Source organism: Chitinophaga japonensis, from assembly GCF_007830125.1.
Classification (GTDB): Bacteria; Bacteroidota; Bacteroidia; order Chitinophagales; family Chitinophagaceae; genus Chitinophaga; species Chitinophaga japonensis.
On the sequence record NZ_VLLG01000002.1, the window covers coordinates 2,044,904 to 2,058,250 of the forward strand.

At 51.5% G+C, this 13,347-nt stretch carries 11 protein-coding genes and 1 tRNA gene; 9 read left to right on the plus strand and 3 right to left on the minus strand.

The genetic code is table 11. The features are described from left to right. Nucleotides 1-8 precede the first annotated feature (8 nt). The 7 genes from LX66_RS08435 to LX66_RS08465 are packed head-to-tail and all read left to right on the plus strand — an operon-like array spanning nt 9 to nt 10,388. Complete coding sequence (locus LX66_RS08435; RefSeq protein ID WP_145711759.1) at nt 9-1,226, plus strand: glycan-binding surface protein; 1,218 nt, start codon at nt 9-11, stop codon at nt 1,224-1,226. Between the two features lie 26 nt (nt 1,227-1,252). Then, the gene (locus tag LX66_RS08440; protein ID WP_145711762.1) at nt 1,253-2,704 is read left to right on the plus strand and encodes a cellulase family glycosylhydrolase; all 1,452 of its coding nucleotides are present in this window, start codon (nt 1,253-1,255) and stop codon (nt 2,702-2,704) included. Nucleotides 2,705-2,718: 14 nt separating this feature from the next. Further along, nucleotides 2,719-4,812, plus strand: a complete 2,094-nt coding sequence (locus LX66_RS08445; protein WP_145711764.1) for a beta-galactosidase — start codon at nt 2,719-2,721, stop codon at nt 4,810-4,812. Between the two features lie 23 nt (nt 4,813-4,835). Then, nucleotides 4,836-6,428: a GH39 family glycosyl hydrolase gene (locus tag LX66_RS08450; RefSeq protein ID WP_145711765.1), complete on the plus strand. Its 1,593-nt coding sequence runs from the start codon at nt 4,836-4,838 to the stop codon at nt 6,426-6,428. A gap of 11 nt (nt 6,429-6,439) precedes the next feature. After that, a complete protein-coding gene (locus LX66_RS08455; RefSeq protein WP_145711767.1) occupies nt 6,440-7,750 on the plus strand; it encodes a glycoside hydrolase family 5 protein in 1,311 nt (436 codons plus the stop codon). Between the two features lie 16 nt (nt 7,751-7,766). Further along, nucleotides 7,767-8,306 carry an RICIN domain-containing protein gene (locus tag LX66_RS08460; RefSeq protein WP_317130566.1) on the plus strand — a complete coding sequence of 180 codons (540 nt, stop codon included), beginning with the start codon at nt 7,767-7,769 and terminating at the stop codon, nt 8,304-8,306. 18 nt (nt 8,307-8,324) lie between these two features. Next, entirely contained in the window at nt 8,325-10,388 is a 2,064-nt protein-coding gene (locus tag LX66_RS08465; RefSeq protein WP_244620338.1) for an alpha-L-fucosidase, read from the plus strand. Between the two features lie 84 nt (nt 10,389-10,472). Here LX66_RS08465 and LX66_RS08470 read toward each other — a convergent pair. After that, nucleotides 10,473-10,554: transfer RNA gene (locus LX66_RS08470), tRNA-Leu, on the minus strand. A 133-nt stretch (nt 10,555-10,687) separates the two neighbouring features. On the opposite strand from LX66_RS08470, the gene LX66_RS08475 reads away from it, so the two are divergent. Together LX66_RS08475 and LX66_RS08480 are read left to right on the plus strand one after the other, a co-directional pair. Continuing rightward, nucleotides 10,688-11,155, plus strand: coding sequence for a YbhB/YbcL family Raf kinase inhibitor-like protein (locus LX66_RS08475; protein ID WP_145711771.1), 468 nt, complete (start codon nt 10,688-10,690; stop codon nt 11,153-11,155). Nucleotides 11,156-11,232: 77 nt separating this feature from the next. After that, complete coding sequence (locus LX66_RS08480; RefSeq protein ID WP_145711774.1) at nt 11,233-11,652, plus strand: VOC family protein; 420 nt, start codon at nt 11,233-11,235, stop codon at nt 11,650-11,652. A 5-nt stretch (nt 11,653-11,657) separates the two neighbouring features. On the opposite strand, the gene LX66_RS08485 is transcribed toward LX66_RS08480, so the two are convergent. Both LX66_RS08485 and LX66_RS08490 read right to left on the minus strand, forming a co-directional pair. Next, nucleotides 11,658-12,365: a LytR/AlgR family response regulator transcription factor gene (locus LX66_RS08485; protein ID WP_145711776.1), complete on the minus strand. Its 708-nt coding sequence runs from the start codon at nt 12,363-12,365 to the stop codon at nt 11,658-11,660. Continuing rightward, nucleotides 12,362-13,342, minus strand: a complete 981-nt coding sequence (locus LX66_RS08490) for a DUF4407 domain-containing protein (RefSeq protein WP_145711778.1) — start codon at nt 13,340-13,342, stop codon at nt 12,362-12,364. Before LX66_RS08490 ends, LX66_RS08485 begins: the two co-directional genes overlap by 4 nt. Nucleotides 13,343-13,347 lie beyond the last annotated feature (5 nt).

Sequence of the window (13,347 nt, forward strand, 5' to 3'; positions counted from 1 at the left end):
ATTATACCGTGCGTAAAATAATATTCCACCAGGCATACAGGAGCTTGCTGTTTGCTGCCCTTGCCGCGGTTTTTGCATGTATGCAATCCGCCTGTAAGAAGGAGGTGACCGAAGGCGCTCCTGTCATAAAAAGTGTCAGGAATTATGCAGCTTGGCCTGCAGACACCCTTGTTCATTCCATCACTACCGGTCAATGGATCGTGTTGGTGGGGCATAACCTGAAGGATGCCGTACAGGTATCTTTCAACGGGGTGCCTGCCGCCATTAACAGCGTGATGTTTTCCGATACCAGTGCCGCGGTGATGGTGCCTGCTGTAATACCGTTCCCGTCCGTATCTGCAGAAGACCTGAACACTATCCGCTACGTTACCCGGCATGGGGCTACCACTTTTACATTCGGTATTGTGGCTCCGCCGCCCACTATCACCGGCATTTCCAACGAGAATGCGAATGAGGGCGATTCCGTTTACATCTATGGGGGGAATTTATTTTTTATAGAAGCAATAACTTTTGCCGGTACGCCGGTCACTGAATATGCTACTGCCGGCGATGGCACCTCCGTCGGGTTTGTATTACCGGCGCTTTCACAAAGCGGACCGGTAGTGGTCACCACCAAATCCGGCACTGCTTCCACCGTCTTCAACGTAAACGATGCGACAACGGGCGTCCTCTGTAATTTTGATGATATAAATACTTTTAGCTGGGGGACCAACATTGAAAGCGGCAGCGTCAATTTTCCCGGCAACAGGGGCAGCTACGCGGTGCTGAGCAATGAGGTGCTTCCCCCCGGTGACGGTAACTGGTGGAACCCGCAGCGGAGTATAAACACCAATGACGTACAGTGGCTCCCTGCCGACAGTTTAGGACTTCCTGTTGACGACTATGCCTTTAAGTTCGAGATCAACGTTCCCGGCCCCTGGAGTGGTACTTCCATTTATGTAGTAAAAGGTTACGGATTTGATTATATGGCCCGCTATGAGCCGTGGCAGGGCGCCAATGGCGCTGTGGCTCCTTTTACCACAAAAGGCTGGCGTACAGTAAGCATTCCGTTGTCGATGTTCAGGACCAATGACGGCAAAGGTACGGCCGCTGCAAGCCTGGCCATCTTGCTGGGCAGCTCCGGCAACGGAGCGGTCAATATCCACACCAAGAATTTTTCTGCGGCGCCTTCCGCTTCCGGTTTACACGCCGCCATTGATAATATCAGGGTGGTGAAGATCAAATAATGCCAACTTAATTAAATACAATGACCATGAACATCAGAAGAGGATATGCGTTTATCGGGCTTATCATTACAGCGGTACTGTCCGCATACTGCAATAAAAAGGATGCCGTTACGCCTGAACTGTCGGTTTCTTTAGCTGAAATTACTTTCCAGGCAGACGGGGGCTCCTCCGATCTGACTATCACCAGCAATGCCCAATGGTATATCAGCAATCCTGCTTCTGCCTGGTTGCAGCTAAGCCAGGCAGCCGGCAATAGCAGCACCACCGTGCAGCTAACCGCGGTGGCCAATGCCACAGGCGCCACCCGTTCCGCGGTGCTGGAGGTAAGCATGCAAAACGGCCAGGTCCGGCGGATTACGGTTTCGCAAGCCAGCCACATATATCCCGGCTACAACATATCGCCCAAACCGGCCGACTCCAGCGGCATGGGAAGCAATGCTGTTCAACTGGCGGCCAGATTCAAACTGGGCTGGAATATCGGGAATACCCTGGAAGCTATTGGCGGGGAAACCGCCTGGGGCAATCCCCTGATTACCGAAAGCTATGTCCGGTTTGTAAAACAGCAGGGGTTCAATGCCATTCGCCTGCCTTGCGCGTGGGACCAGTATGCCGATGAAACTACCGCCAGAATAGAGGACACCTGGCTCAACCGGGTAAAGCAGGTGGTGCAATATTGTGTTGATAACGATATGTATGTTTTACTCAATATCCACTGGGATGGCGGCTGGCTGGATGACAATATTAACAAGGCTAAGCAGGATTCCGTTAATGCCAGACAGAAAGCTTACTGGGAGCAGATCGCCACAACGATGCGCGATTTTGATGAGCACCTGATGTTTGCAAGCGCCAATGAACCTCCCGTGGAGAATGCTGAACAAATGGGAATACTCAACAGCTATCATCAAACCTTTATAGATGCAGTCCGCTCCACCGGCGGCAGGAACAGTTACCGGGTGCTGGTGGTGCAGGGGCCGTCAACGGATATTGAAAAAACCAGTAACCTGATGAACAGCCTTCCTGCAGATGCCGTGAGCAATCGCATGATGGTAGAGGTGCACTACTACACTCCTTCCCAGTTCTGTTTGCTGATGAACGGCGATGCGGATTGGGGTAAAATGTTCTATTACTGGGGCGCCGGACATCATTCTACCCTGGAACCGGACCGGAATGCTACCTGGGGAGAAGAGAACGATGTAAACAGCTCCTTCAGCAAGATGAAGACGAAATTCACTGACAAAGGAATTCCTGTTATAATGGGCGAATACGGCGCTTACCGCCGTGGCAACAGTTCGTATGTTCCCAAAGACCTGGACACTCATAACGATGCGGTGGATCATTGGTTGACCTACGTGACCAGGCAGGCGGTTGCCAACGGTGTAAAACCCTTTTTCTGGGACACAGGAGGGGCATTGGACAGGCGTAACAATACCGTGCTTGATCAACGTACGATAGATGCCATCATCGCTGGTGCTAAATAGGAAAAATATCTTAGATGAATAAAGGCATAATACTTTTTATACTAACCATACTGATCGCAGGATCGCGTGCAAAGTCGCAGGAAGCCGGCCGCTTTTTCCCTGAAAAAGATCTTATTACAACAGGCATCTATTACTATCCCGAGCACTGGAACGAAAACCAGTGGGAACGTGATATCAGGAAAATTGCCGGTATGGGTTTTGAGTTTGTGCACCTGGCCGAGTTTGCCTGGTTTAAAATGGAGCCAGCGGAGGGAACCTTTGAATTTGCCTGGCTTGACAAGGTGATCGACCTCTGCGCCAGGTACAACCTGAAAGTGCTGCTGTGCACCCCCTCGGCTACCACCCCTGCATGGATGCGGGCAAATTACCCTGAAACTTTTGTGATGGATGGTCATTATATACGCGGCGAGCATGGCACGCGCGGATTAGCGTCTATCGTCAATCCCGTCTATCGCAGGTATGTGGCAACAATTGTGACAAAAATGGCCGAACGATACGGCCGGCATAAGCAGGTAATCGGGTGGCAGCTCGATAATGAACCGGACGCCAAACCGGACTACAGTCCCTCTTCGCAGGAAGCGTTCCGGGAATGGCTGAAGGACAAATACAAAACAATTGACGCGTTAAATGCCGCCTGGGGAACAGCCTTCTGGAGCCAGTGGTACAATAGCTTTGACCAGGTTATTATTCCCAACACCTCCCTGGTAGGCTGGTGGGGCAACAACCCGCATGCCTTGCTCGATTTTAAAAGGTACTCGGCAGACGCACAGGCCGCATTCCTGGATTTCCAGGCAGGCATTTTACGGAGCCATATTTCAAAGCAACAATTTATTACGACCAATTATACGGCGGTTTCCACCGGGGCAGATCCGCGGCGGACAAGGCTGCTCGATTTTGCGACCTATACGGCTTATCCTAATGGAGGGAGCAATAATATCGGGGACCTTGGATTCAGGTTAGGCAATAGCCGTGTTATCCTGTTTGCTGCCGCCTACTATAAGTCTGTTGGAGGCGTATCCGGCGTAATGGAGATCCAGCCCGGCCCGGTAAACTGGGGTAGTTATAACCCGCTGCTTTTACCCGGCGCCGTGCGCATGTGGCTGTACCACACTTTTGCAGCAGGTGGAAAGTTGGCCAGTTCCTACCGGTTTCGCCAGGTTAATTATAGCGCAGAGCAATACCATGCCGGCGCAATACAAACAGATGGCGTAACACCCTCGCCGGGTGGGGAGGACTATATGCAGTTCATGAAAGAAATCAATGCATTACGGAAACAATATAAGCCGGGCGCCGCCATGCCTGAGAAACTGGCCGCCCGGTCAACAGCGGTTCTCTGGGATCTTGAAAATTTCTGGACTATTGACCGGCAGAAACAGGCGCAGCAATGGGACGCCTGGAACTACCCGCTGAAATTCCTCGAAATAGCCAGATCATTCGGCGCCCCCGTAGATGTCATACCGGAAACGGCGGATCTGTCCAAATACAAATTTGTAATTGTGCCTGCATACGAAATGGCGGATAGCGCCCTGGTAGGCAAATGGCGTGCATATGCCGCACAGGGAGGGCATCTGATCATTACCTGCCGTACTGCCGTCAAAGATCGTATGGGACACTTCTGGGAAGCCGGATGGGCGGCCCCTTTATCCGGGTTGATAGGGGCGCGTGTAGAAGCAAGCGACATGCTGCCGGACCACGCCAAAGGAGATATCCTTATGCAATCGCGCCATTATGCCTGGAACAACTGGGCCGATCTGCTGGCGCCGGGTAAAGATGCGGAACCCCTTGCTGTTTTTGACAACCAGTTTTATAAAGGGAAAGCAGCCGTGGTGAAACACAGGATCGGTAAAGGCTCCGTAACCTACATTGGTGTGGATACGGATGATTCGAAGCTGGAAGAGGAGGTGCTGCATGATATTTATACCAGCGCAGGCGCCACCACGGAGCATTACCCGCCTGGCGTATATGTTTACTGGCGGGATGGTTTTTATGTGGCGGTAAACTATTCTTCGGATAACTATGCCATGAACCTGGCCGCAACAGCCGGCATACTGGTGGGAGAAAAGATATTGCCACCAGGAGGCGTGCTGGTTTGGAAGGAATCATTATAAGAAAGGTAAAAATTGTTTAAGGAATGAGAAAAATGCTATTACTGTGGGTGCTCCTGCTTTCGTCCGTTTCCGGGGAACTGGTTGCCCAGACTGCCAACCGGGACAACCCGGCCGTTCCCGGACGGGTAATCAACATTGACTTCAACAGGGCAGCGGGCCCGCTTAACACCATGTTCAATGAATGTGTTGGCGCAGGCCGCGCCAATGAAGGCCTCCGGGCCGATTGGCAGCAGCAGCTTGCTTATGTGAGAAAGGAATGTGGTTTCAGGTATATCCGTATGCATGGTCTTTTAACGGATGATATGGCGGTATACACAGAGGATAGTAAGGGTAACCCGGTTTACAACTATATGTATATTGACGCGTTATTCGACTTTTTGCAAAGCATAGGGATAAAGCCTTTTGTCGAGCTGGGCTTTATGCCTTCCGCGCTGGCCAGTGGCTCCAAAACAATTTTCTGGTGGCGGGGCAACGTCACTCCTCCGAAAGATTACGAAAAATGGGGCGCATTAATAGCGGACCTTACCCGGCATTTCACCGCACGTTACGGCGCGGACGAAGTAAAGACCTGGTATTTTGAAGTCTGGAACGAGCCTAACCTGGATGGTTTCTGGGCAGGTACGCAGGAGGAGTATTTCAAGCTGTATTCACACGCCGTTAAAGCTATTAAAAGCGTCAACGCATCCTATCGCGTTGGCGGGCCGGGAACAGCCGGCGCTGCCTGGGAGCCAGAAATGATCGAATATTGCCGCAGGAATAATGTGCCCATAGATTTTATCAGCACCCATGCATACGGCGTAAAGCAGGGGTACCTGGACGAGTTTGGCCATTCAGGCACGGTGCTCGACAAGAACCCGGCGAGCCTCAGCGGGGATGTGCTGCAGTCGCGTAAGGAGATTGCCGCATCGCCCATGCCGTACCTGGAGTTGCATTACACCGAATGGAGCGCATCCTATACCCCGGCCGATCCTATCCATGACAGCTATCATGAAGCGGCATACGTACTGCAGAAATTGAAGCAGGTGGGCAAGGCCGCTAACTCGATGTCCTATTGGGTGTTCACGGATATTTTCGAAGAGCCCGGCCCCCGTTTTACGCCTTTTCACGGCGGTTTCGGCATGCTGACCATCCAGGGGATTAATAAACCGGTGTTCTATGCCTACCAGTTTATGAACCAGTTGGGAGATACTGAACTGGTGAATAAGGATACCGCTTCATGGGTTTGCAGGGATTCCACGGGAAACATACAGGCATTGGTTTGGGATTTTACTAATACGCATCCCGGTGATTCCGTGCACAACCAGCAATACTATATCCGCGACCTTCCTTCAAAATCGAAAGGGAAATTGAAGATCAGCATTGCAAACGTACCTGCGGGAACTTATGCGCTGGAGTTATATAAGGTAGGCTACCATTGCAACGATGCTTATTCAACTTACCTGTCCCTGGGAAAGCCGGCACAGCTTGGCAGGCAGCAGGTGGCGCAAATAAAGCAGCAAAACGACGGGTCCCCCGTTTCCAGGGAGATCATCACGATAAAGGACAGGGGCACTTTTTCGGAGGAACTGGAGATGCGTGAAAACGATGTTTACTTTCTCAATCTCATTAAGCTCTAAAATTTTTGCATATGCTACGTAAAAAGATTAAAAAAGGCGTATTGCAGTTACTATACGGGAGAAACCCTTTTTTTGCCAGTTTGCTTATTGCGCTCTTAATATCCATAGGCGCATGGGCACAATTACCAACTGCCCAGTCTATAGCCGGTGAAATGAAGGTGGGCTGGAACATGGGTAATACGCTCGAGGCTATTTGCGGAGAAACGGTATGGGGCGGGGCTATCACCTCCCAGGCTACCATTGATGCTGTGAAAGCGTCCGGGTTCAACACTGTGCGGCTGCCCTGTGCATGGGACTGCCATGCCACCAACGGCGTGATCGACCCGGCATGGATGGCCCGCGTAAAACAGGTAGTGGATTATTGCATAAATGACAACCTGTATGTGATCCTTAACATTCACTGGGATGGCGGCTGGCTTGAAAATAATGTCACCACTGCAGCACAGGCGGCTGTAAATGCGAAGCAGCAAAATTACTGGACGCAGATAGCCAATTACTTTAAAGATTATGATGAGCATTTGCTTTTTGCCGGCGCCAATGAGCCCAATGTGGAGGATGCAACAGGAATGTCTGTTTTGTTATCATACCACCAGACATTTATCGATGCGGTGCGTGCAACAGGGGGTAATAACAGCTCCCGTACGCTCATTATCCAGGGGCCGTCAACGGATATTGAGAAGACCAATGCCCTGATGAATACCCTGCCAACAGACTGGATTGCCAATCGCCTGATGGTAGAGGTGCATTATTACTCCCCCTATCAATTTACATTGATGAGTGAGGATGCCAGTTGGGGTAGCATGTTTTATTACTGGGGCAATGGCTACCACTCTGCAACCGATGTGAACCGTAACGCTACCTGGGGGGAAGAAAGCTATGCAGACTACTGCTTTGGGCTGATGAAAGCTAAATTTATCGATAACGGCATACCGGTTATCCTTGGAGAATATGCGGCAGCGAAAAGAAATCTTAGCCCGCCATCAGACCAGGCGCTCCACCTGGCTTCAAGGCTGCATTATTACAGGTATGTGGTAAATTCGGCAACCAGCAGGGGAATTATCACGTTTTGCTGGGACACGAATATGGGCATCTATGACCGCAGCACTGGTACTGTGCTGGACCAGGAGGTAATAGATGCCATCCTGCAGGGCGCCGGCATGGCTGCCCCTGGCTATGTTACTTTGACCAACCGCGCTACAGAATTGCTGGTGGACGGGATGTACCGGTATGCTGATGGTTCCAATGCCGGGCAGTGGGGAAACAGCGGTAGTAATGCGCAGCTAGTGGTCTGTAGAAACAGCCGGGAATTATATAAAGCTTAAAAATATTGCTTCCGGTTTGTATCTTGATGGTATGGGCAGGACAACCAATGGCGCGCTGGCAGGGCAATGGAACAGTAGCAGCAGCTATAATCAGCAATGGCAGCAGGTTGCTTCCGGTAATTATGTTAAGCTCAGGAACCGCGCTACAGGGCTGTATCTCGATGGGCTGGGCCAGGCAGGCAATGGTGCAGATCTAGGTCAATGGGGAGAAAGCAGTAGCAGCAATCAACAGTGGATAATAACGCCCGTTGGGCAGCCGCGAAGGGCAAATGTCGTGGATATGCCACTAACCAGGCAAATGCCGGAGCCGGAAAATGACCGGGTGCTGTTATATCCGAACCCCTTCACGTCAACATTCAGAATGATTGTTGACAAGCCGGAAGAAGTAGAGCGTGTTATCATATTTGACATCGCCGGCAAGCAGGTTGAAGCGATTGAAAGCCCGTCCGCTTCAAACTTGCTGTCAATGGGGGCTTCCCTGAAACCCGGCACATATATAGTCCGGGTAGAAGGTATAAGCTGGTTGGAAACAGGCAAGATTATCAAAGTGAATTAGATGAAAATGAATAGCATAATGACGTGGTTGCTAATACTGGCTTCCACCAGTATTAGCTTTGGCCAGGTAAAAGCCCCGGCTTCTTTTGGCCCTGTTCCAACAGAAAATCAAATGAGGTGGCAGGAGATGGAATACTATGCTTTTGTCCATTTTTCATTGAACACCTACACAGACCAGTCCTGGGGTTATGGAAATGAAGATATCAGCCTGTTTAACCCATCGGCGCTGGATTGCCGCCAGTGGGCCCGCATTTGCAAAGAAGCGGGTATGAAAGGAATAATCATTACCGCCAAGCACCATAGCGGTTTTTGCCTCTGGCCTTCAAAATATACGGACTATTCCGTGAAAAATGCTCCATGGAAAAATGGCAAGGGAGACGTGGTCCGGCAACTGGCTGATGCCTGCAAGGAATACGGCCTGAAATTGGGCATATATTTGTCGCCCTGGGACAGGAATCACCCGGATTATGGAAAGCCGGAATATATCACCTACTTCAGGAACCAGCTCACCGAGCTGCTTACCAGCTATGGGCCAATTTTTGAAGTGTGGTTTGACGGAGCTAACGGTGGCTCAGGATATTATGGCGGCGCTAATGAAACGCGCACGATTGACCGCACTACCTACTATGACTGGCGGAATACTTATAAGCTGATCCGCAGGCTACAGCCTGATTGTGTAATATGGAACGATGGCGGCGACAGGGGAGACCTGCGCTGGGTAGGCACCGAAGGCGGTTGGGTGGGTGAAACCAACTGGAGTTTACTAAACGCAACAGGTGAAGTGGAATGGAACATGTTGCATCACGGTTTAGAAAACGGAAATGCCTGGGTGCCTGCTGAGGTAAATACTTCCATAAGACCGGAATGGTTCTACCATCCGAACGAAGACGCCAAAGTAAAAACAGTGCCCCGGTTAATGGAAACCTATTATAACGCTATTGGACGCAATGGCACATTATTGCTCAACTTTCCGATTATGCCCAATGGGCTGATCCATCCGAATGATGAAAAAGCAGCGCTGGGATTTGCCGAGGCAGTGAAGGAAGCATTTGCAGCAGATCTTGCTGCAGGGGCGAAAGCAAAAGCATCGAACGCCCGTGGAAATGCCCTGGAATTTGGAGCAGCTAAGGCCCTTGATGGTAATAAAGATACTTATTGGGCCACAGATGATGGTGTAACGAACGCTTCATTAACAATAGATCTTGGTAAGCCCACCACGTTCAACCGTTTCCTGGCACAGGAATATATCCGCCTTGGGCAACGCGTGAAAGCCTTTTCGGTTGAAGCGCTGGTGGATGGGGACTGGAAGGAGCTGGCAAGGGCAACCACTATCGGGTATAAGCGTATCCTTCGTTTACCAAGCGTAAAGGCAACACAGGTCCGTTTCAATATCACCGCTTCGAAAAGCTGCCCCGTAATTGCTAATATTGGAATTTACCATGCACCGCAAATCCTGGATGTTCCAGCTATTACCAGGAATCAACCCGGTGAGATAACCATCACCCCGGTTGACGGGGAGTCGGTGGTTTACTATACCCTGGATGGCAGCACGCCCACCGCGAAATCGGGTAAGTATACCGGGCCCTTTCCAACAGAAGGGAAAGTGGAGGTAAAGGCCATAGCTTATGATCCCATTTCGGGCAAAAGCAGCCCTGTGTGCCATGAAAGATTCGACATCTCCCGGAAAAGCTGGAAAATTATGGGAACGGACGATGAAAAGGCATACGCCATCCTGGATGGCAACCCTGCTACAGCATGGCATCAAAGTAATAACATGAAAATGCCTGTTGACCTGGTCATCGACCTGGGTAGCGAGCAAGATCTATGCGGCTTTAGATACTTTCCTGACCAGGGGATTGGAGGGCCAGGCATCATTACCCGCTACCAGTTTTATGTTTCGGGGGACAATGAAGAATGGGCACTGGTAGATCAGGGCGAATTCTCCAACATTAAGAACAATCCTTTGGAGCAAATCAAAAAGTTTGAAGCTGTAAAGGCCCGCTATATCAGGCTCAGGGCTTTGAGTAATACGAAGGGCAACAATGATATAGGATATGCTGAAGTAGATGTGATTACAAAGTAGTCAAAATAAGAGCATTAGGTTTGTTGCGCTACAATGAAAAAGGCCGCTCATTGCGGCCTTTCTGACTCGTTGATAATTAACCGGTGCGGGTGGAGGGACTCGAACCCCCATGCCGTGAAGCACCAGATCCTAAGTCTGGCGTGTCTACCAATTTCACCACACCCGCAGTGATGTCCTGTTTCTCCCAACAGGGAAAAGGTCTGCAAAGGTATTATTTTTTGGGAATTAAAAAAATGCAGGTAGGGGTCTGTGGTAACCACGCACACTTTTTGCGCGTCTCCTCCATAAAACCATGCATTATGAACATTACCAGCGTTTTTGACCACCAGCAACCCATTCCGCAAAGGTACACCTGCCTGGGGGCTAATGTAAACCCTCCCCTGGAGTTTCATGGCATTCCCGCCGGCACGCTGAGCCTGGTGCTTATTTTTGAAGATACGGACGCCACTCCCAAACCCTGGACCCACTGGATGGTGTTCAACATACCGGCCAGCACCACCATGGTGGCGGAAAATTCCATCCCGGCGGGCGGAATGGAGGGGCTGGCCAATAACCATAGTTTCGGCTACGAAGGCCCCTGCCCTAAATACTTTGCCGGCACCCATCACTACTGGTTCCGGTTATATGCGCTGGACACGGTGCTGGACCTGCCTGCCGCCACAGAGCGGGAAACCGTGGAAGCCGCTATGGAGGACCATGTGCTGGCATACGCCATGCTGATGGGAACATGCACCGCTGCGGAACAACCGGTTAAAACCGTGCAATAAACGCAACAACACGTTGTCGAAATCGTACAATTTTCAACGGCAGGCGTTGCCATAATTTTGCCGTAAAACGCATTATTATGCCAAATACAGACATGCAACTGATCCCCTACCTGCACTTTGCAGGCAACTGTGAAGCGGCGCTGAACGCCTATCGCCAGGTATTTAACGGGGAAATTGAACAACTGAACCGCTATGACAGCGCGCCCATGCCGGTGCCGGAGGACCACAAGCAGCAGGTGCTGCATGCGCAGTTCCGCTTTGGCAATAACCGCTTCATGGCCTGCGATGTTTTTCCCGGCCAGGAGCCTGGTGAGGGGAATAATGTAACACTCAGCATCGGGCTCACGGATGAAGCGGCCGCCAAAAAAGTGTTCGGGCAACTAGCGGAAGGCGGGCAGGTCACGATGCCGCTGGAAAAACAATTCTGGGGCGCGCTGTTCGGTCAGCTCACAGACCGTTTTGGCGTGCGCTGGATGGTGAATTGCACGCAGGAGTAACCGCCTCAGCCGGCTTCGCCATTCCAGATCCTGTTCACAGCATCAGCATAGGCCGCGCCTATGCTGATGCTGGCCTGCGGCAGGTACAGGTAATTACGGTCTATGCGCTCCACCTTGCTGTTGGCTACTATAAAAAAGCGGTGCACGCGGGTAAACAGCTCACCCGGCAGCAGGGCCAGCGCTTCCTGCATGGAGAGGCGGGCCAGTATCTTACGGTCCTTCAGTACAAAATTTACATAATTGCCGGCGCTTTCCAGGTACAGGATATCATCCAGCCGCACCTTGCACTGCTCATAACCGCTCTTGATGAATATATGGTCCGGTGCTTCCCCGGCGGTCGTATGCTGCTGTTTTAACTGCAGCAGGTAATGCGCTTTATTGCAGGCTTTCAGGAAGCGGGTCAGGGAAAAGGGCTTCAGCAGGTAGTCAATAGCGTCCAGCTCAAAGCTCTGTACCGCATGCTCGGAATAGGCGGTAGTGAAAACCACCATGGGCGGGTTGGACAGGCTGGTGAGGAGATCAATGCCGGAGATGTCTGGCATCCGGATGTCCAGGAACAGCAGGTCCGTGCTTTCCTTGTTCAGATGTTCCATGGCTTCAAAGGCATTGGTGAAGCAGCCCTTCATTTCCAGGAACGGCACTTTGGCCGCATGCGCTTTTATCACAGACAATGCTACCGGTTCATCATCAATGGCAATGGCGGTTAAGGTCATACCACATTGTTTTTCCGGTATCCAAGATAAACATTATTATAGTCCATCAGCTTATCATATTCGCCTTTGGGCATCAGCAGCTTGCTAAGCAGCGGCATGATCTCTATCAGGGTAATGATCAGCACGATCAGGCGATAGCGCTGCCGCAGCGGCGGGTGCTCCTCCGTAAGCGTTTGCAGCGCCTCCGTTTGCGCCAGGAATCCATCCGTCAGTGTAGCCATATAAGCCTGCTCCTTTACCCGGTTCTCCTGCCACATTTCCGCCAGCCCTTCCTGCCGTTCCTGCTGCCGGGGCGCCAGCTCGCGCTGCAAGGTTGCCAGCTCCTGCTCCGCTTTCAGGTATTCTGTTTTTTTAATGCGGGCTATGCTGGACGCGCCTACCTGGCCGGTACCGCCGGTGCCGTCTGTTTCTTTTATATAATCGTCCTTATAGGCTTTTACCTGCGCGGTTTTCTGCTGTAGCTGTTGCTCCCATTGCTGCAGGTCGCCTTGCAGGGTGGCCTTGTGCTCCGCGTTCAGCGCGGCCAGCTCCCCGCGGAATTTTTCCAGTTTGCCCTGCCGGTCCAGCACAAGTTGTGCCTGTATATCCCGCTGGAAGAGCATGAGCACAATGGGCTGGGAAATGAACAGGCCAATGGTGAGGGCCAGGAGTAAACGAAAGGCCACCGGTAGGAACTTCCGGTGGCCTGAGCCCGACATGGCCGCTATCAGGCTGCGGTCAATAGACAGGATGGCAAAACCAAAGAAAAACGCCAGTCCTGCCACAACCAACTCATCATCTGTTACGGTGGAAAAGAAGTAGCCCCAGGCCAGGGTGGCAAACAGCCAGGTAACCAGTACCGATATGCCGATGATCCGGTACCGCTCCCGGTCTGTACGGCATTCCTTTAATATGTTTGCATCTGCGGCCGCCAGCCACCAGAGGAACCTGCTTATCCCGTCTGCTGCCGGCGTAGTAATAGGTGGTGATTGCTCCATTCGTT

Excerpts from the sequence above, each read along its gene's own strand:
- LX66_RS08440 (WP_145711762.1), top strand. The coding sequence starts at position 1,253 with ATGAACATCAGAAGAGGATATGCGTTTATCGGGCTTATCATTACAGCG.
- LX66_RS08445 (WP_145711764.1), top strand. The coding sequence starts at position 2,719 with ATGAATAAAGGCATAATACTTTTTATACTAACCATACTGATCGCAGGA.
- LX66_RS08450 (WP_145711765.1), top strand. The coding sequence starts at position 4,836 with ATGAGAAAAATGCTATTACTGTGGGTGCTCCTGCTTTCGTCCGTTTCC.
- LX66_RS08455 (WP_145711767.1), top strand. The coding sequence starts at position 6,440 with ATGCTACGTAAAAAGATTAAAAAAGGCGTATTGCAGTTACTATACGGG.
- LX66_RS08465 (WP_244620338.1), top strand. The coding sequence starts at position 8,325 with ATGACGTGGTTGCTAATACTGGCTTCCACCAGTATTAGCTTTGGCCAG.
- LX66_RS08475 (WP_145711771.1), top strand. The coding sequence starts at position 10,688 with ATGAACATTACCAGCGTTTTTGACCACCAGCAACCCATTCCGCAAAGG.
- LX66_RS08480 (WP_145711774.1), top strand. The coding sequence starts at position 11,233 with ATGCCAAATACAGACATGCAACTGATCCCCTACCTGCACTTTGCAGGC.
- LX66_RS08485 (WP_145711776.1), bottom strand. The coding sequence starts at position 12,365 with ATGACCTTAACCGCCATTGCCATTGATGATGAACCGGTAGCATTGTCT.
- LX66_RS08490 (WP_145711778.1), bottom strand. The coding sequence starts at position 13,342 with ATGGAGCAATCACCACCTATTACTACGCCGGCAGCAGACGGGATAAGC.